Raw genomic sequence first — 19592 nt, 5'->3', positions numbered from 1 at the left:
CTCCTAGTAATTTCCATTTAATTACTAGGCTAGTTTCTTACGGCCTTTTTCAGGAAAAATGGGACTTAATAATTTAATACCTGATTAATTGTCAATTGACATACCACCGCAGGACTTAAGATCGATCATGGCCAGTGTTATTCCTGAATTCAGGAAACGGCTTGCCATTAAGTAAATCACTCATGAGCCTGCCTTCTGCCTGGAGGTAATACTCCCCCAGCAGCTGATCGGTCTGTTTATTAAAATGGTCGTAATTCCCCGGTTTAGGGGTGATTTCTCCAAATACGAGCCCTTTATCGCTCGAAAGGAAATCGATCCGGCAAAAAGGAGCCGGGATTTTTAAGCTGAACTCTTCAACTTCAGCTAAGTCGGCTTGTGAAAATCCGTTTCCTTTCATCAGGGCTTTTTCGTATTTACCTGTTCGAACTGGTTTGCCTTCCGGCGTCCACCAGCAGTAAGCCGGCTCTGGAAATCTCTTAACTTCAAGGATGAGAGCTGCTTTTCCGTAAAAACAGTAAAACTTTAAATCTCGAGCCGGTTCGCTATATGTCTGATCATTGTAGAACAACTCTTCTGTTTTCCATTGATCGCTGCTGACCCAGTTCAGATGGAGGTCTTCAGCCATGTTTTCGTCAAGCTCGCTGACATTCGTTAACACTTCTGACCTCTTGACATCGAGGATGTGGTCATCATTAACGATAAGGTAGACACCTCTCGCACCTGCTCCGTTTACCGGTTTAATGACCGTTCCTTTTTCCTTAGGAAGTGAGGCTGCCGTCCAGACTGTCTCGTTCACTGCAGGTATGGTGAATCCATGATTTTCAGCAAACTTATAAGCGGCCTGTTTGTCGTCCAGCTCCCATTCCGGGAGAATTTCTCCAAGCTGACGCCTTCTCAGTCTCGTTGTCAACTGGCCTCTGAATGAGGACAGCGGCTCAAGGGAGGCTGTGTTACGGTCTTCCATACCCCGCAATAAAAATTCCGGTACTTCATCGGGTTTTAAGCCATTCAGAATCTTCTCATAGACAGCCAGTTTTAACTCCTCGATTTCTCCTGCCGCCTTTTTCGCCGCAGCAAGAAACGCCTCGTTATAGGATGAATTTTTGCGGGATTTTAAATTTGTGAGCCGGTCCAGGCTCTCAAAAATTTCCCCTTTTTCATACGCTGTTTTTACTAATTGGAGCAGCTCCTCAGAGCCAGCCTGATCCGTTTCTTCTTTTAATAGACGGACTTCCGTGCGCAGCTTTTCCAAAGCTTCTTCCGACTCTTTTAACTGGTCTTCTGTCACTCTTAATCTTCTTCGGTATTTACCCGCTTCTGTTTTCAGCTTCCTGTTTTCGTTCTGCAGGCGGTTAAATGATCGCCCTGTTAAAGGGGTACGGAGTTTTCTTACGATTTTTTTCAGCAGGGCTCCGGCCTTTTTCACGTTTATGACGAGCCGGACGAGCGGATGACGCGAAAGGGCATTGTGCTCTTCCCGAAGGTCATCCAGCTGATCTTTTGTCTTTTTGTAATCAGTATGGACTTTTTTTCTTTGAGCCTCTTTTTTCATATACTGACGCCATTTTTCGTCATTATGATTTTTCACACTCAGCCCCTCCGTTTTCCCGGGTCATCCGTTATTCGGCATCTGCCTTAGGAAGATTCTCCAGTCCCGGCCAATACTGCGTTCTAAGGTTAGCTAGTCCGTTTTTTCTTTTTGCAGCCTGGTCAATTTTGTTTTGAATGGCCGTGTCTGCCGCAAACCATAGCGGCTTTCTGCCGAAATAGCTTTCAGCCCGCTCTTCGGCATTCCTGCTATTATCCGGCAGTTCAAGAGTTTGTCCTTTTGAAGACCCTTTAATAAGAATAGCTGTCTGTCTGCTTTTCACTTCAGGCACAAATTTCTGATAGTCATCTAAAGTGGTTGGTTCAGAAACGACGAGCCAGTCACACGTTACTTTTTCACCGTAGACGATCATCTCTGCCACTCCGCTGTTAACCAGATCCCTGTATAACTGATCTACGTCTTTATACGGTGATGAAGTGTATTTATACAGCTGGATGAAACCGAGCCGCTTTCCTTCTTTCCTGGAGAGGGTGATCAGGCTGTCAATTTCCTGCTTTCGCAGAGCGTTTTTATTTCTAAAATCAGCTGCCACAATAATATCGAACGGTCTGAACCCGTCCTGTTTCTCTTCTCTTACCGGACGCATCGGCTCCGGCACCGCAAATGGGCGTTCCGTTTGAGGGAATGGATAATACAGGTTCTCTGCCGACTGATGATGGTCATCATGCGCCATTTCATACTCTCTCCGTGCGCCCATTTTGAAATTAGGCAACCCGAATACTTCATTTCCTGTTAATGAATTGTCGCTTTGGCGCTGGTAAGATAATGGCCCAGTCTGTAATTCAGCCACGGCTTGTTCGCCAAAAACTTTATATACACGAAAAATAAACTCGGAGTCCCCTGCAAATCTGACCGAATCCCAGTAACCAAGTTTCTCCAAAACTTTCTCTCTTCTGAACATAAAAGAGGACATGTTTTTGAAAATATATTCCCCTTCCCGGTTTCGGCGGTAAAACGTTAAGTCCTCTGTCATACGGGCCTGTTCAGACATATTGCCGACATAGTTGGTATTGGTGATCAGGTGAAGAACCTGCTTTTCTATTTTTTCAGGGTGGGACCAGTCGTCCGCATCATTAATGGTGATAAAGTCCCCGGTTGCCTGTTCAAGCGCAAGGTTTCTCGCAACGTATGGGCCGCCGTTTTCAGGAGCTTCAATCAAGACAATTCTGTCGTCTTTATCCTGATAGTTTTTAACAGTGTCTACTGTCTTATCACTAGACTTATCATCAACCACAATTATTTCAAGGTTTGTCCACGTTTGAGCCTGGATCGACGCCAGTGACGAATGGATCACTTCTTCAGCATTATATACCGGCATAATGACGGTCACCTTATTGTTCAGGAGCCGCTCATTTTCAACTAACGTTTTTTTGGCGCTTGGTACGAGCGAATCATAAGGCGACTTGCTTTTCATCATGTCTTTGTCCAGTTCCACTTCCAGAAGTTTATAATGCCTGTAGATTTTATTCATCCAGTCTACGCGCGTTTCAAGCTCCGGTTCTGTATTTGCAGCTGCCAGGTAAACATCCGGGTGGGACTGCCGTCTTGCCAGGTAGCCTGTAATTTCCGCAGCTTTATCTGTATAACCTAGACGGTCAAACGCTTCTGCTGTCAGGATGGTAGCTCTTCGGATCACTTCAGGACGAACTTCATTTTTCAGAACGACCTCAAGGTAATCTAACGCTTTTTTGGCATCTTCTTTTGTGGACTGGTTGGTGTGCCACACTGCAAGTTGCCATGCGATATACTTTTTAAGCTTCGGGCTGCTTGTCCGGTTGTAGAACGCTTCGAGATCTGCCTGCCCGCGTTCAGTGAACCCGAGGTTTTGCATTCTGTGTTTCATGCCGAGTACCCGGGCTGTTGGGAGGCCGATAAAAGGCAGCACCTTTTTGATTAATTCTTTTTGTTCCTTCGTCAGATTTTCTTTTAAAGCCTTCTTCACCTGCGTTATTTTGCTCATATGATGACAACCCCTTTTCTGATTAGTTTATAGAGTTAGGTTGTTTCCCTGCTTTCAGAACGCTTCTTCGCCTGCTTGCCTGCTGAACCGGCCAGCCGGTTCTTTTTTCGCTTTTTTGCCTTTTTCTTAACGTTATATTTCTTTCTGTACAGCTCAATCGCCTTTTCCGGCTCGCCGTCGTACTGGATTCTTCCCTGATCCATCCAGATCGCTCTTGTGCAGATTTTTTCTACGAATCCCATACTGTGCGAAACGATAATGACGGCTTTGGCCATCTCCATCATATCCTGAATCTTTTCACTCGCTTTCTGCTTGAACGCGATATCACCTGTGGAAAGGGCTTCGTCAAGAATGAAAATATCCGGTTTTAATGTTGCGGCAATACTGAAACCAAGCCTTGCCTGCATCCCGCTCGAATAATGCTTAATTGGTTTGTCAATCGCTTTTTTCAGTTCAGAGAACTCAACAATTTTATCAAAATCCCTGTCTATTCTCTTTTTTGGAATGCCTAAAAGCATCCCATTCAAGTAAATGTTATCCGCACCGGTCAGCTGGCTGTTAAAACCGGTTCCGTAGCCGAGGAGCGCAGTTGTTTCCCCTTGAAGATTCAGCGTGCCTTCATCCGGGGTTAAAATATTTGTCATAAGCTTACAAAGGGTACTTTTCCCTGCCCCGTTATGGCCGATAATCCCGACGACTTCCCCTTCTTTAATTTCAAAAGAGTTATTTCTTAACGCCCAGAATTCTTCTTTATTTAACTGATAAGCCACACCGATATTTTCCGCTTTAACAATCGTGCGGTCTTTAATCGTAACATCTGTTTTATCAATTTCCAGACGCTTACTACGACGCGGTTTCCTTTCAGGGACAGAGGCTTTATACATCTCTGTGACTTCTTTTGGGTCGCCGTTTGCTTTGATTACCCCTTTATCAAGCCAGATCAGCCTGTCGCAGTTTCGCCTGGCGTACTTGAGACTATGGGTGACGAGAATAACTATCTTTGCTTTTTCTACTAATTCTTTCATTTTTTCTGCTGCTTTCTGGCCGAACGCAGCATCCCCTGTATTTAACGCTTCATCTAATATGAGAACTTCCGGTTCCATAAATGCGGCAACACTGAAACCGAGACGCGCCTTCATCCCGCTTGAATATGTTTTAATCGGCGTGTCCATAAATTTACCCAAACCTGAAAACTCGTGGATTTCATCGATAAACTCGTTTATTTTCGCCTTAGGAATGCCAAGCATCATCCCGTTTAAGTACACATTCTCCCGGCCGGTCAGTTCCTTATCAAAGCCCATACCGAGGGAAAATAAGGCGGAAACCTTACCGTCTACGTACAAATTGCCTTCATCAGGTTCGAGAATCCCCGAAATCATTTTGCAAATGGTCGTTTTACCAGACCCGTTCGAGCCGATGATCCCGAGAATTTCTCCTTTGTAGCCTTTAAAGTTAAGGTTTTTTACAGGCCAGACAACTTCTTTTTCTTTTGTATCTTTTTTACCGGTTAACAGGTTGAGCATGTGGGACTTATAATCGTCCGCGCTGTTGCCTGTGGTAAACGTGACACCGAGGTTGTCAGCCTGAATAACGACTTCCTGTTCATCACTATGCTGTTGAAGCCTTTCTGATTTGGTAACCATAACAAACCCTCTTTTTTATAATGCTTTAATGATCTTAAACTCGTTTTTACTGTAATAATACAAAAACATGGCAAGAAACAGCATCGAGGCTACCCCTATTGAAAATAATGCCACGAGGTTAGGCGACGACTGGTACATCAGAATATCCCGGTAAGAGTTAATGATCTGCGCCAGCGGATTAATATCTACTACCCATTGGTATTCATCAGGCATCCGTCCGCCTTCCCAAATAATCGGCGATGTATAAAACCAGATACGGGTGACATGGGAAAGCAGATTATCAACATCTCTTACAAAAACAGAAATATACGCAAGGAATAAACTGATAGCTAAAAGAAAGATTAATTGTACAAACACGATTAACGGCATATAAATGATCTGCCAGCCTGGTATAATTCCGTAAACGGCAAGGAAGATTGCGACAATGATCAGCCCGAAAGAAAAGTTAACAAGCTGGGAAAGTGTTCTTGTCATCGGAAAAATAGATTTTGGCAGGTAAACCTGATTAATAATTGACGAATACCTGAGAATCGCCTTGGCTGAACTGTTCAGGGTGGTACTTGTCCATCGCCAGGCGACTAACCCGATAACGAGGAAGACGGCAAAGTTTTCCCCGCCTCGTCCAAGAATCACACCAATAAGGAAATAATAAATAAGGACACCGATTAAAGGATCCAGCAGCCACCAGAAATAACCGAGATAACTGTTTCTATGTTCTGCTTTTAAACCTGATCTAATGAGATATATAATTAAATCTTTCCGTTTTACTATTTCTTCTAAATACTTTCGCATATGTGTTAGTGACACCGCCATTCTTATTCATATCAAGACCTTAATAATATAATTATTTCTTTAAATATTTTTTCGTTTTCAAGTACATATAATGAAGGAAATACCAAATGCTTTTCAGCAGACTCAGCTTTTCAATCTCCCGGTAGACTTTCCAGTTTTGTTTAGCCATCTTAAATTTATTGCTTGAAATAGATTCGCCTTTGATCCGGTAAAGGGCTAAAGGTTCTTTGAGGTTGTAAGCCGGAAAGCCTCTTTTGCATAATTCAAGCCACAGCACATAATCCTGGCGCGTACGGATATTTACCATTTTAACCGGCCCTGTCTTCTCAAGATCAAGCATCACTGTCAAACATCCTATCACGTTGCTTTTTATGAGCTGATTGTACTCTATTTTATCAGGAATTTCATCCTCGACAGCTCCTGTCTTTTCTCCAGCTTCATTTACAGGATAATACTGAGTAAATGAAAATGCGACATCATTGGCCTGCATAAACTGAAGCTGCTTTTCCAGTTTCTGCGGGAGCCACTGGTCGTCACTGTCTAAAAAAGCAAGAAATCTTCCTTTTGCTTCTGCGATTGAGGTATTCCTCGCCACCGCCGCCCCCTGATTTTTTTCCAGTTGAATCAGCTTAATCCTGTCGTCTTTCTCCTGGAAAGAACGGATGATGTCTATCGTCCGGTCGTTGGAACAATCATCTGTAATAATCATTTCCCAATCCGGCAAAGTTTGAGCCCTGACCGATTCTATCGTCCGGCTGATATGTGCTTCGGAATTATAAGCGGGGGTAATGACAGAGATAAGCGGTTTATTTAATTGAGTGTCCATATTCCATCCCCCTGAATAAGTGTTTTATGTGATCGAACGATACCAGTCGAGCAGCTTCTCTTCTTCTTTTCCCCAGTTAAGATGGTTCAAGACCGCTTCTTTCCCTTTTTCACCCATTTGCCGGGCCTCATCAGGATGTTCTTTTAAATAGTCAAGCGCCTCTGCAATTTCCTTCTTATTATAAGGGTCGACGTATAAGCCGCATTGGTAGGCATCAATAAATTCTTTCCATTTAGGAAAGTCGGAACAGAGAACGGGAATGCCTGCTGTCATATATTCAAAAAACTTGGTCAGCTCTTTTTTCATATAATGGTCAGTCGGCGGAAACAAAGCTATGCCTGCAAGCCATTCTCTGCTTAAATAAGCGTCATCAATTTCTTCTTTTGGAAGATACCTGTCGACACCTTCAATATGAAGCCGCTCTTTATCTTCCCCTGCCTCCTCTTCCATTTGTGAAGCCAGACTGCCAGGGCAGCGGCCGTATAAGTAAACCGAAACGTCGTGGTCCGCCTTTGGAATGGCTGCGTGAATGAGTGCTCCTCTGTCTGTTGTGACATTTCCTGTATAAAGAAGAGCCCGGGCATTTCCACTTTTTTCTGTACGATTATTAAGCAGTGCTTCGTTAAGTAATGGATAATTCAGAATACATACCCCTTCAGGATACTTTTCTTTATAATACTTTTCCGCAAGACACAGCTCCATCTGACTCGTCATTAATTTCTCAACCAATTTATAGATTTTAGCTAATAATTTTCTCACTGGCAACGTTAAATAGTCCCGCTGTACGATGCCTGTTTCATAGTCTTCGTGGATATCATAGATCACTGTATTGTTTTTTCTTTTTAAAAGCCATGCGACCGGGATAAGCTCCGGGTCGTGGAAATGGTAAACATCTGCTTTCATCGCTTTCGCTTTACGATAAGCTTCAATTGTACCGATAATCATTCCTTTTAACCGGCCTTTATGTTTCTTTATCGGTGAGACCTTCACTTCTTCCTTTCCACTTAAATCGCCTGACTCAGGCGCAATAAGCGTCACATCGAATCCGCCTTTTTGAAGTGAACGGCATTCTTTATAAAAGATCCGCGGATCTAACGGATGGTGCACCGTCGTTATATGTACTACTTTTTTCTCGTCAGCCATAACATATCTCACCTTTTCCGTTACTTGTGTTTTCATCTTGCATAAAATTCTTGCCGGCAAAAGCATGCAAGACCGCTCTTATAATGTTTGTATCGGCAGAGCGGGGCGGGCTAAGAGGCACGAATACTCCAATTCATCATTATATCACATGGATTACCAGATTTTTAAAAAACAAAATCAACTTTTCGACAACATTTTTGCGAGAATACATTACAAATCGATTACATTTTACATAATCCCCCATAATTATGTAATAGTCTCATAGATTTCTCACATTTTTTGTAATAAAATGTTTCCCGTACGTAGGAATGAAAGGAGGTTTACAACCAGCGCAAGCTGAAAACTTAATAAATTTGTATTGAATTAAGGAGCTGAAACAGTTGTCAAAGAAGTTTTTACGACAGTTCATGGTTGTCAATCTTGCTGGGCTGCTCTCGTTTTCTTCAGTTGTACCTGCTGCTGCAGGAGGAATTGAAGATCTGTTACATAAGGAGGATGAAGAAAGTTCCTTATTGACGGTCGAACCCCGGATTTTCAACCAGGCAAACGAAGAAGAACTCACTGTCACTTATGAAGGCGATGAAGAGAATCTCAACCTTTACTTATTTGATGCTGATAAAGAAGAACTTCTCGGAAAGTTTCCGGATGTCTCATTAAACAGTGAAAACAGCCAACTCTACAAGTGGGACTTCACTTTAGAGAATGGCGGAGAAAGTGACGTTATTTCCCTGGAAGATGGTATCTATTACATTACCTTAACCGAAGAGCCTTTTGACGGCGAAGAAGATTTTGCCCAGACAGCTCTTGATCAGGCGGTCTTTGTTCAAAATAGTGAACAACCCTCCCTTGAACTCAGCTTCCCTGGTGAAGAAGAGAATGTATTAGAAGAGAATATTCTTGAAGGTAAGGTCATTTCTTTATTTACGAAAGATTATTTCGACGCTTTTCATGTCGGCCTCTCTTATACACTGGAACAAGAGGGCGATGTCTATGAGGAAGGAGAACTTTCTCATGAGAGTGACGGTTCTTTCCTATTAGACAATAAACTGCAGGAAGGTACTACAGTCGCATCTTTTCATTTGCTTGATCCTGCCGGAAACGAGCATGAAGAAAGCGTAGAAATTGAACTGGTTAAAGCTGAAGCTTCCAAAGAAGAGGAAGACAGTGGTAGTAATGAAAGTAATGAGGCTTCCGATTCAGAAAAAGAAGCTTTGGAAGAAGAAAGTGAATTAAATGAAACTCCTGAAGAAAATAGTAAGGAAGAAAAAGCTTTAACTGAAGAGGAAGAGTCCGACAAAGATTCTGAGAAAGACTCTGAAGAGACCCAAAAAGATCAGGATGCAAAAGAGGAAGACACTGATCTTGACGGCGATAAAAGCAATGAAGAAGATGCTTTAGCTGAGGAAGAAGAGTCTGATAAAGATTCCGAGAAAGACTCTGAAGAGACCCAAAAAGGTCAGGATGCAAAAGAGGAAGACAGCGATCTTGATGGCGATAAAACCAATGAAGAAGATGCTTTAGCTGAAGAAAAAGAGTCTGATAAAGATTCTGATAATGAAAAATCAAAAGAAGAACAAAAAGAAGACCCTTCTGAGAATTCCGCCCTAGAAGAGGAAAAGAAGGATCAAGAAAAGAATGATGAGGATGTTCAGCTTTTTTCAACTTCAACTGCCGAAACGCTGACAAACGAAGAGACAGTTGAATTGAAAAATAATTTAAGCTTGCTTGGATTCGGGAACTTCCCAAGTGATCCGTCTACTACTTACGGCCCGGTCACTATGGGAGTCGTTGAAGAATTTCAAGCCGCTTATAGTCTTCCTATTACCGGAATTGCTGATAATGAAACATTAAATCTTATTGACCATCTTTTAGAAACAACTTTTTACAATGGCGCTGAAGGCCCTTACGTACGGGATTTAAAACTGGATTTAACTGATCTCGGTTTTGGAAACTTCCCTTCTGATCCGTCTGAGCGCTACGGCCCTGTCACTATGGGCGTGGTCGAAGACTTCCAGCGCGCTTACAACTTAAGCGTAACGGGCATAGCGGACGCCGATACGCTTGCTGCTATTGACGAAGCTTTAAAAACAGCTTATTACGATGGCGCCGAGGGCCCGCATGTGCGTGATTTAAAACTGGATTTAACCAGGCTTGGTTTCGGGAACTTCCCTTCTGATCCGTCTAAACGCTACGGCCCTGTCACTATGGGCGTTGTCGAGGACTTCCAGCGTGCTCATAACTTAAGCGTGACGGGCATAGCGGATGCCGATACGCTTGCTGCTATTGAGGAAGCTTTGCAAACAGCGTTTTATGATGGCGCTGAAGGCCCTCATGTACGTGATTTAAAATTGGATTTAACTAATCTTGGATTCGGGAACTTCCCTTCCGATCCGTCTGAGCGCTTTGGACCTGTCACGATGGGCGTGGTCGAAGACTTCCAGCGCGCTTACAACTTAAGCGTGACGGGTATAGCGGATGCCGATACGCTTGCCGCTATTGAGGAAGCTTTGCAAACAGCGTTTTATGATGGCGCTGAAGGTCCGCATATACGAGATTTGAAACTTGATTTAACCAGGCTCGGTTTTGGGAACTTCCCTTCTGATCCGTCTGAGCGCTATGGTCCTGTCACGATGGGCGTGGTCGAAGACTTCCAGCGTGCCTACAATTTAAGTGTGACAGGCATAGCGGATGCCGATACGCTTGCCGCTATTGACCAGGCACTTACTACTGTTTTCTATGACGGCGCTGAAGGTCCTCATGTACGCGAGTTAAAACTTGATTTAACTAAACTTGGCTTCGGGAACTTCCCTTCTGATCCGTCTGAACGATTTGGATCTGTCACTTTGGGAGTTGTAGAAGAGTTCCAAAATTATTACGGGCTTTCTGTTACTGGTATTCCGGATGAAAGAACGTTAGATTACATGGACAGCCTTTTTAATTCGCCTTATTCAAACGGACAAAACGGTGACCATGTAAGGGAGTTGAAGCAGGACCTGACCAGGCTTGGTTACGGAAATTTCCCAAGCAGCCCCTCTGCGTCTTATGGTTCTGTAACAGCCGGGGTTGTTAGTCAATTCCAGGAACGAAATGGTTTAGTTGTCAATGGAATAGGCGACGGCCCTACTTTAGAAATGATCTCTCAGTTAATAGAGGAAACTGCCCAGCAAGGCAGAGTTACGGCCACCTCCTTAAATGTCAGGAGCGGCCCTTCTACCAGTTATGGTACAGTGGGATCTTTATCTAATGGATCAATTGTCAGTCTGATCTCCAAGGAAAGCAATGGCTGGTACAAGATTGCTTTTAACGGCGGCCATGCCTATGTTTCAGGGCTTCATATTGAAGAAATTTATAATGATGAAGATTTTGACGGAAGCTCAATTATCGGCTACGTTAATGGCAGTTCGTTAAATGTCCGTTCCGGCCCTGGCACTTCAAATGGTGTCATTGATTCCCTCTCCAGAGACGACCGGGTCGAAATCATTTCAACTTACAGCCGGTCAAGCCAGAACAGCTGGCACCAAATCAGATATGATGGCAGTAAAACGGGGTATGTATCTGCAGGATATATTCAGCTGGCTACTAAACAGTCTTCAAGTACCGGACCATTAGCTGGCAAGACAATTGTCCTTGACCCCGGTCACGGAGCTCAGGACGCAGGTGGTGTTGGGGGCGGTATGAAAGAAAAAGATGTCGTTCTTGATATCAGTCTTCGTGCTGAAAAGCTTCTGAGAGAAGCAGGTGCCGAGGTCATTATGATCCGACGCACTGATTTCTTCCTGTCTCTCAGTCAGCGGTCGTTTATCGCGAACAGATCTGGTGCGGACGTCTTTGTCAGTGTGCATACGAATATGTTTAATGGCACAGCAAGGGGAACAGAAACATTTTGGCACGGAAAATATGAACGTGCCAACAGTATTAAACTTGCGCATGCGATTCAGGATGCTACAGTAGCTAAAATGGGAACTCACTACCGCAGGGTAGCTGAAGGTAATTATCACGTTGTGCGTGAAACCCAAATTCCAAGTGCGTTACTTGAAGTAGGTTTTAAAGATCACCCTGACGATGCAGCAAAGCTGCGGTCAGATGCTTACCGTGATCGTGCTGCTGAAGGTATCCGCGACGGATTAATTAATTATTTCAGATAAACGAATGTTTTAATAAGGCTTTACACGCGTTAGACGTGTAAAGCCTTTTTTATATAAACCAGCAGCTGGTTATACACGCTTTTCCTTCCTTTTTATTCCATTATACAAACTGCATTTAATACCTCTCTTAAAAAAGCCTCTATCACTTAAAGTAACAAATTCAAAATAATAAATATTGTGTAAAAATGACCTGATTTAACATTCTCAAATCAGTCTCCAAAAGTATCTATCATTCATGAAAAAATACTAAAATGCTGTCCGGCACCTCTTTCTAAATCCGAACGATATAATATTTTTTGTAACATTCCTGTCATGTAAATTTTTTACAAATTAATAAGGCCTATTGATAAGTCTTAGGAATAACCGGCTTATTTTAATTACAAGAACTAAACACAAAGTGTCAAAAAATTAAATTATATTACAAATTTTACAGAGACGTTATAGTTAGTTAACGTGTGGCAAATTCTATTGTTCTTTCATAATTTTTCATATAAACTTAGTTTTGGATTAAGAGATAACTAACTAACTTAAAAGATTAAGGGGAGAGTAACATAATGAAAAAAGTGGTAATGAGTGTGGTATTAGCAGGAAGTCTGTTCGTAATGCCGACAGCATTCGACGCAGCATTAGGAGATCAGACATTACGCGAAGGAGTTCGACACGGTGACGTTACTGAGTTGCAAGATGCCCTGCGGGACACAGGTCATTTTTCTGCTAACTCAACAGGCTATTTCGGAACTATTACTAGACAAGCTGTTCGTGACTTCCAAAGAAGTAAAGGGATTTCTGTTGACGGGATCGCAGGTCCTCAAACATTCCGTGCACTTGGTGTATCAGGAAATAGCTCAAGCAGCTCAAACACATCTCAGGTAAGCCAAAGCTCAGGAAATACTACAATTTCTTTTAACACAGTTTTACGTCCGGGTGCTCGCGGAGACCAGGTTCGCCAATTACAGCGAGCTCTTGCTGAGCGTGGCTTTGAAGGCGGAAACTCTGGTGTTTACGGACCAAAAACTCGACAGTCTGTCCGTGACTTCCAACGAAGTGCAGGAATTTCTGTTGACGGAATTGCCGGCCCGCAAACTTACGGAGCCATCAACGGAACGTCCGGATCTTCTAACAGTTCAACTGCATCAAGTGGTTCAAGCTCAAGCAGCTCAAACAACGCGACAACAGTGAGCAGTTCTTCTTCATCCAGCGTGGATGCAATGATTTCTACTGCTAGAAGCGTAATAGGCACAAGATACCAATGGGGTGGAACGACTCCTTCAGGATTTGACTGCAGCGGTTTTATTAACTATGTATACAACCAGCACGGAAAGAGCATTCCGCGTACTGTAAGCCAAATGTACAATGCAGCAACTAAAGTATCCAGCCCAAGCCGTGGGGACATCGTTTTCTTTGAAACGCGTACTGGTCCTTCACACGCTGGAATCTACTTAGGTAACGGACAATTCATTCACTCAGGCGCGTCTACTGGTGTTACAGTTTCCAGCATGAGCAACCCATACTGGAGCTCTCACTACATCGGAGCTGGCCGTCTGTAATTTAACAATTAAGTATTCAATCTACTAACCAACTCAAACTGAATTTAGCAACTATAAAACTACTTTCCCTCTATAAAATATACTAAACGTTAAATTTAACAATTTATTGGAATCCCCCTCGTCCATGGGGGATTTTTTACGTGGTTTTTCACTTAGACAGGAGCCAAATCTGCATGGAAAACATGTTGTGTATGTTCCTTTGAAGCTTTTGGAATCAGCTTAGTCATCTTAAAATATCAGTCTTAAATAACTATTAAAAAAGCTGTAAACCTTTGTTGGTTTACAGCTTTAAACGTCTATTATCTTGCCCGGCGGGCTCCAAGGTAACGAGGAGACCAGTAACTGTTGTCCATGCTCGTAATCGTCACGCCTGTAGAGGAACCGCTATGGATAAACTGATTGTTTCCTATATATATGCCATTGTGGGAAGGGCCTGCCCGGTACGTTGTAAAATAAACAATGTCGCCGACTTGCGGCTTTGAGACCGGCCTGGTCGCATCCCATTGCTGGGCGACTGTCCGCGGTAAATTAACTCCGTTATTACGGAAGACATGCTGTATAAATCCGCTGCAATCGAACCCGGAAGCTGTGGTGCCGCCCCACACGTAAGGGACACCAATATAATTTGATGCATCTGCAATCAGGTTCATCGTATTAAAGCTTTGGGAGGATCCGGAATTTGAACGGGATTCACTCATATGAACGGCAGCTACTTCTTCAAGCTTTTCCAAAGTGGACTTTGTAGCAATCCCGTCAGCAATCAGTCCCCACTGGTTTTGAAACTTCCGGACCGCTTCTTTCGTTAACTGGCCGAATACGCCGGTAATCTGGCTGTTGTAGTGACCCGTGGCTTTCAGCATATTTTGAAGTTCACTGACATTTGAACCTCTGCTTCCTTCTTTAAGGACCGGAGCTGAGGATGAACTGCTGCCTGATGAACTTGAAGAAGAACTGTATTTGATGTTTTTTTCCAGCTGCCTTAAAGTTTGCGGGCCAAAAACGCCGTCGACCGAAATGTTAGTCTGCCTTTGCAGCTTCCGGACGGCTTCTGCCGTTCCACTTCCGAATGAGCCGTCCACTGACGATGTATAGTAGCCTAAATCTTTTAACCTCTGCTGAAGTTCTCTTACCTGGCTTCCGCTCGCCCCTTGTCTTAATACGACTCCTGAAAGATCTGTTGAACTGCTGCTGTTTCCAGAGCTGGTTTGTGACGAGTTTCCGGAAGACCTTGAAGATGAATCAGAGTTTGACGAGTTTCCATTGTCCAGCTGACGGTAAGTCTGCGGGCCGAAAATCCCATCGACAGAAATATTGGACTGGCGCTGTAATTCTCTCACCGCTGCTACTGTTAACGGTCCGTAAGCCCCATCGATAGAGGAAGTGTAATATCCGAGGTCCTTTAATCGTTTCTGCAGTTCCTCAACTGCAGCTCCTCTGGCCCCCTGTCTTAGTACAACTCCTGATAAACTTGCCGATCCGCTGCTGTTAGAGACAGTATCTGCAGAGCTTCCTGAACGGCTTGAAGATGACTTTGAAGGAGCAGTTCCGCCAATTTCTTTGTTCACTTTAGATAACGTTTGCGGACCGGCCAGCCCATCCGCAGTCAATCCTCTTGCCTGCTGAAAATTGCGGACGGCCTTCTGTGTCATATTTCCATATATTCCGGTTATTTGAGAGTGCTCATAGAAACCAGCTTTTTTCAAGTAAGCTTGTAAACTTGAAACATCTTGATTTCTCGTTCCGTTTCGCATAACCTGGCTCGTATTATTTATAGAAGAAAGTGAAGAAGATGATTCAGAACTGTATGTACTTGAAGCAGAGCTTTGTGATGAGTTATTTCCGGAATTTGAATTCCGCGTTTTCGATTGCCCTGAACTTGAACTGTTTCCGTTTAACACGCTGAAAGTCTGCGGCCCAACGATACCGTCCTGGGAAAGGCCGTGCTCTTTCTGAAATTTAATCACTGCTTCCCTCGTCAATTCTCCAAAATAACCTGTGGCCGTATGGAAATTAAAAAAACCTTTCTCTTTAAGGCGCTCCTGTAAAACTTTCACATCAGAGTCTTCCATTCCAAAACGAAGATTTTTCTCCCCGAAAGATGCTTCAGCTAAATTCGGCGCTACAAGAACAGCACCTACAGTGGCAGCTGAAAAAAGGAGTGTTGAACGAACTTTAGATTCAAAAACAGACATACATCCACCTCTTTCCTCATATTTTTTAATTAAAAGGGTCTAAACTCCTAAAATAAAGACAATAGTAAAGGTAATTTTATCAATTTAATAGTTATATTAGTAGGTTCTAATGGACTATTTTCGTATTTTTGTCATTTAGTAGCAAGTTTTATATATAATAGTCATACTTTAGACTTAACAAATGTCCCGAAAAAGGTTTATGACCGTCTGCTATCTGCCTTAAGCGTTTCTTTTTAAAACTTTAAAACATTTTTTCGAAAATAATGTTTTAAGTCTCTGCATATGGGTATACTAGAATTAAGAGTTGAAATCCACCACTTTCATCTCTCCCCCCCTATCATTTTGATATATTTGCTTAGTAAAGACTTAGTCTTTACTTAAGCGAAGAAACAAGCGATGCTCCCCCGTCCCAGGGAGTCATCGCTTGTTTCTTTTTTTGTGTTATTTTGGAATTCCAAAAACTGGGGGGTCAGACCCCCCAGCTCTTTCCATTTACCTGCGGTAGAAGAGAGGAAGAATGTGGTTTTCTGCCCATTCTTGTTCATCCTCTTTATTATATGAAGGAATTCTTACGACGTGGACGTACTCATTCTGGTCAGCCAACAGATTCAGCTGGTCCTCAAGCTGCTCTGTCGGAGAGAGGCCTAAATGTTCAAATACTTCGTCACTGAATAAAATGTACGTTGTAAACGTATCGATTGACCGGTAAAGTGCTTCGAGAAACTCATATGTCTGATCGACGGTCTCTTCCACACCTGTCATTCCGCCTTCTGCTATTTTAACTTCATCATGCTCCAAATGCTCGGCTATCAGATCAAAATCCAAAAGGACCACGTCCGGGCTCTGCGCACGAATATCCTTTGCAATTTTTCTGTAAACGGGGATTGGTTCGTCTTCCTCTTCTCCGAACCCGGAGTAGACCCCCGGCTTCCCTTCAGCCTGTTCAAGCTCTTCCTCTTCTAACCTTTTTTCTTTTTCTTCTTCGATTGTTTCCATTATGACTCTTGATGCCTCGTTTGGAGGAAGAAAAGTAATATCAAGCATATCCCGTGTGTTATATACCTCGTTAAACCGGTTTGAAAAATGCACTAGCCATCCTGGCAGGTCTCTCATGGCTGTTTCGTCATTTACAGTAGTGAAGAAGACAGGTTCATCCTTTTCATTTCCTGCTGTAAACCCGGCGAAGGCGCCATGAGTTTCAGCTGCGAGTTCCTCTGATGGAAGCTGCATGACATGGAGCGGGATTTCGTCCATCATCCGGTGGATAATCCGGCTTTTTAAAGGGGAAGGCAGTCCTTCAGTCGCCTCTACTAAGTGCACTGGCAAATGGCCGTATCGGGCCCATTCTTCCTCAAACGTTACCGATTCGATTGCTCTTTTTTCTGCATTTGTCATTTCCTCCTCATGTCTGAAGACGACCATAAAAAGTAAGACAGCCGTTAGGAAAACGAGAGGGAACAACAGGTGAAAGACTAGCCGTTTCAGTTTTCGATTCACGCCCGGGCGCTTGGACTGCTCCATGTTTCTCACCTTCTTTTCTTAATAGACTCTTTTATCTGTGTGGATAGAGTTTTCGGGAGGTGAAGCAGGTCAAGGACCGGGCTCCAACTCAGGGCCATCCGCAACCTCTGCTGTTTCCCCGGCCGCTCCGGCTTCGCTTTCATCTGCCCCGCCTGCTTTTCCGCCACGCCTTGGGTCGGCGTACCCGTAAAGTTCCTGGGTTGCAGCATCATAAACCGCAGCCTGGATGCCCCCGAAATACATCTGCCCAAATTCAAGGGTGACCGGATACCCCCGCTCTTTGAGTCCTTCGCGTATATCAGCGTATCCTTCTAATTCACGGAATTTCGGCTCAAGTCTGATTTCATATTCTCCCGCTTCATCATTGAAATCGTATTGGAAGCGGGTCATATAAGTCATCGCTTCTTCAAAATCCATCTCATACATGCTGTAAAAAACCATTATCTGTGCCATCATCATCGGAATCCGCGCGCCTCCCGGAGATCCGAGACCGATTAATTCTTCAACCTTGCCGCCATTTTCTTTTACTAAAATAGCCGGGCTCATAAAACTTCGCGGACGCCTTCCGGGGTAAGGCTCATTAATCGCCCCTGGCGTTTCACTGAAATTACTGAGCTGGTCGTTTAAGAAGAAACCTTTATAATATTGCCCAGAGCCAAAAAAGTTGCTTAACGTATGCGTCGCCGACACCATCCGTCCCTCTTTATCAATGATGACAAAATGAGTTGTATTGTTATGCTGGTTTATTTCTGCTTCAGCGTCAAAAAATGATTCCGCCGCTCCCTGATCGCGTTCTGACTGTTGAGCCGGCATGTCTGGAAGGGCTCCTGCTGCAAGGGGCTGACTGGCGTGTTTCCCGGCAGCTTTTTCGGTCATCATATCTTTTTTAACGTAAACGGGAGGAATGTAGGATTCCGTTCCATCTTCAAGAAAATCCTCTTCCCCACCTTCTTCAAAACGACGCTGATGCTCTCTTTTATCGAGATACTCATACCAGTTATTCACAAGCTCGCTCGATTTCTCCCAGGTTACTGCTTCAGCAAGTTTCTGCCTGGCTTCTTCAGACGTATGAGGGTCACCTATGTTTCTTAGCCTGTCCCTGTATGTTTCATAATTGATTCCAATCATTTTTTCTATAAAACCGATGTAAGAGTCTGTTTTTCTTAACTGTTCCTGTCTTTCGGCTTCTGTTATTTCAATAGCGTCATCTTCAACTGGCTTTTCGACATCTGTATACGCATCCCTGTCCGCCACATTTACATCTTCAGGCAGACGGAATATCTCGTGGTCGTCCACGTCCATCAATTCAGCCATTTGCAGAGCCTGGATAAATACCGGTCCGCCAAGAGGAGCCGGGGCAGCATGAACGGTATACTCATCAAATTGCCCTGTTGCGGGCTTCTGATCTGTCAGCACCTCGTATTGCCGGAAATCCTCTTCGCTTAAAAGCGGGAACCTGGCGGCCATGTCTGTCGCGAATTCGTTAAGAAAATAAGATTCCAGGCTGTCTTTTGCTGAAATTTCCTGTAGAGTTTCCGCTAATTCCTTCTGAACAAGCGTATTTCCCTGCTGGATAAAATTATTTTCCGGGAAATAATGCGGAATGTCGGCAGGGTTCAACCGGTTCTGTGCATAATAAAATCGCTCTGCCAGATATTTATCCACTTCAAATCCGTTGTCTGCTAGCAGAATGGCCTGCTGCATTAGCTCATCCAAAGGCACCGTCGCATAATTTCTGTGCAAATAATCCATCCCTTTAAGAAACCCCGGCACCCCGAAATCTGCCATCCCGGCTGTCAAATTATGGGGGGTCTGACCCCTTTGCTCATTTGGCAGGGCAAGGGGGGCGGTTTCACGGTAGTCTATATAACTGACTTTTTCTTCTTCGTTGGCGGTCGGGTCGTAGATTAGCATGGAACCGCCCCCGCCGATTCCTGACCCGTACGGTTCCACTACACCAAGCGTAAACGAGACAGCTAGAGCCGCATCAATGGCGTTTCCTCCGTTCTCAAGAACGGCGGTTCCCGCATCAACAGCATAAGGGTTCGCGGCACTGACGATATATCCCGTATCGGCATCTACTCCTGTGAACGTATCATCTCTCACTATCTCATCAATCTCCTGGGCAGGGGACACTTCGATATAAGCCATCACTACAAATATAATGATGAGAGGAATGCCTATGACGTTTGTCAGTTTTCGTAACCGCATAGA

At 43.9% G+C, this 19592-nt stretch carries 11 protein-coding genes; 2 read left to right on the top strand and 9 right to left on the bottom strand.

Going from position 1 to position 19592, the window contains the following annotated elements:
* Nucleotides 1-115: 115 nt before the first annotated feature.
* Genes K8O68_RS21600 through K8O68_RS08330 form a run of 6 tightly spaced genes read right to left on the bottom strand, consistent with a single transcriptional unit; the run spans nt 116 to nt 7973 of the window.
* The gene (locus K8O68_RS21600) at nt 116-1588 is read right to left on the bottom strand and encodes an ATP-grasp fold amidoligase family protein (protein WP_230896451.1); all 1473 of its coding nucleotides are present in this window, start codon (nt 1586-1588) and stop codon (nt 116-118) included.
* Between the two features lie 31 nt (nt 1589-1619).
* Complete coding sequence (locus tag K8O68_RS08350) at nt 1620-3569, bottom strand: glycosyltransferase family 2 protein (protein ID WP_230896450.1); 1950 nt, start codon at nt 3567-3569, stop codon at nt 1620-1622.
* Between the two features lie 35 nt (nt 3570-3604).
* On the bottom strand, nt 3605-5212 hold the full coding sequence (locus K8O68_RS08345; protein WP_230896449.1) for an ABC transporter ATP-binding protein: 1608 nt from the start codon (nt 5210-5212) through the stop codon (nt 3605-3607).
* Between the two features lie 15 nt (nt 5213-5227).
* On the bottom strand, nt 5228-6004 hold the full coding sequence (locus K8O68_RS08340; RefSeq protein ID WP_230896448.1) for an ABC transporter permease: 777 nt from the start codon (nt 6002-6004) through the stop codon (nt 5228-5230).
* A 52-nt stretch (nt 6005-6056) separates the two neighbouring features.
* Entirely contained in the window at nt 6057-6830 is a 774-nt protein-coding gene (locus K8O68_RS08335) for a glycosyltransferase family 2 protein (RefSeq protein ID WP_230896447.1), read from the bottom strand.
* Between the two features lie 24 nt (nt 6831-6854).
* Nucleotides 6855-7973 carry a glycosyltransferase family protein gene (locus tag K8O68_RS08330; RefSeq protein WP_230896446.1) on the bottom strand — a complete coding sequence of 373 codons (1119 nt, stop codon included), beginning with the start codon at nt 7971-7973 and terminating at the stop codon, nt 6855-6857.
* 380 nt (nt 7974-8353) lie between these two features.
* Here K8O68_RS08330 and K8O68_RS08325 point away from each other — a divergent pair, with 380 nt between their 5' ends.
* Together K8O68_RS08325 and K8O68_RS08320 are read left to right on the top strand one after the other, a co-directional pair.
* Nucleotides 8354-12118: a peptidoglycan-binding protein gene (locus tag K8O68_RS08325; protein WP_230896445.1), complete on the top strand. Its 3765-nt coding sequence runs from the start codon at nt 8354-8356 to the stop codon at nt 12116-12118.
* A 554-nt stretch (nt 12119-12672) separates the two neighbouring features.
* Nucleotides 12673-13665, top strand: coding sequence for a C40 family peptidase (locus K8O68_RS08320; RefSeq protein WP_230896444.1), 993 nt, complete (start codon nt 12673-12675; stop codon nt 13663-13665).
* Nucleotides 13666-13964: 299 nt separating this feature from the next.
* Here the strand turns inward: K8O68_RS08320 and K8O68_RS08315 are convergent, their stop codons facing one another.
* The 3 genes from K8O68_RS08315 to K8O68_RS08305 all read right to left on the bottom strand — a co-directional run bounded on the left by K8O68_RS08315 (nt 13965) and on the right by K8O68_RS08305 (nt 19589).
* Nucleotides 13965-15857: a C40 family peptidase gene (locus K8O68_RS08315; protein ID WP_230896443.1), complete on the bottom strand. Its 1893-nt coding sequence runs from the start codon at nt 15855-15857 to the stop codon at nt 13965-13967.
* 492 nt (nt 15858-16349) lie between these two features.
* Nucleotides 16350-17378 (bottom strand): hypothetical protein, encoded by a 1029-nt coding sequence (locus K8O68_RS08310; RefSeq protein ID WP_230896442.1) that lies wholly within the window; start codon nt 17376-17378, stop codon nt 16350-16352.
* Nucleotides 17379-17447: 69 nt separating this feature from the next.
* Nucleotides 17448-19589 (bottom strand): gamma-glutamyltransferase, encoded by a 2142-nt coding sequence (locus K8O68_RS08305; protein WP_230896441.1) that lies wholly within the window; start codon nt 19587-19589, stop codon nt 17448-17450.
* Nucleotides 19590-19592 lie beyond the last annotated feature (3 nt).

This window comes from Salipaludibacillus sp. CUR1 (genome assembly GCF_021028955.1).
Lineage (GTDB): Bacteria > Bacillota > Bacilli > Bacillales > Salisediminibacteriaceae > Salipaludibacillus.
Note: the sequence above shows the minus strand (reverse complement) of the source record. Positions and strands in the feature narration are given on the sequence as shown.

Bases quoted from the DNA above. Each gene is read 5' to 3' on its own strand.
- K8O68_RS08340 (WP_230896448.1), bottom strand. From the start codon at position 6,004: ATGCGAAAGTATTTAGAAGAAATAGTAAAACGGAAAGATTTAATTATA.
- K8O68_RS08310 (WP_230896442.1), bottom strand. From the start codon at position 17,378: ATGGAGCAGTCCAAGCGCCCGGGCGTGAATCGAAAACTGAAACGGCTA.
- K8O68_RS08315 (WP_230896443.1), bottom strand. From the start codon at position 15,857: ATGTCTGTTTTTGAATCTAAAGTTCGTTCAACACTCCTTTTTTCAGCT.
- K8O68_RS08350 (WP_230896450.1), bottom strand. From the start codon at position 3,569: ATGAGCAAAATAACGCAGGTGAAGAAGGCTTTAAAAGAAAATCTGACG.
- K8O68_RS08345 (WP_230896449.1), bottom strand. From the start codon at position 5,212: ATGGTTACCAAATCAGAAAGGCTTCAACAGCATAGTGATGAACAGGAA.
- K8O68_RS08320 (WP_230896444.1), top strand. From the start codon at position 12,673: ATGAAAAAAGTGGTAATGAGTGTGGTATTAGCAGGAAGTCTGTTCGTA.
- K8O68_RS08335 (WP_230896447.1), bottom strand. From the start codon at position 6,830: ATGGACACTCAATTAAATAAACCGCTTATCTCTGTCATTACCCCCGCT.
- K8O68_RS08305 (WP_230896441.1), bottom strand. From the start codon at position 19,589: ATGCGGTTACGAAAACTGACAAACGTCATAGGCATTCCTCTCATCATT.
- K8O68_RS08330 (WP_230896446.1), bottom strand. From the start codon at position 7,973: ATGGCTGACGAGAAAAAAGTAGTACATATAACGACGGTGCACCATCCG.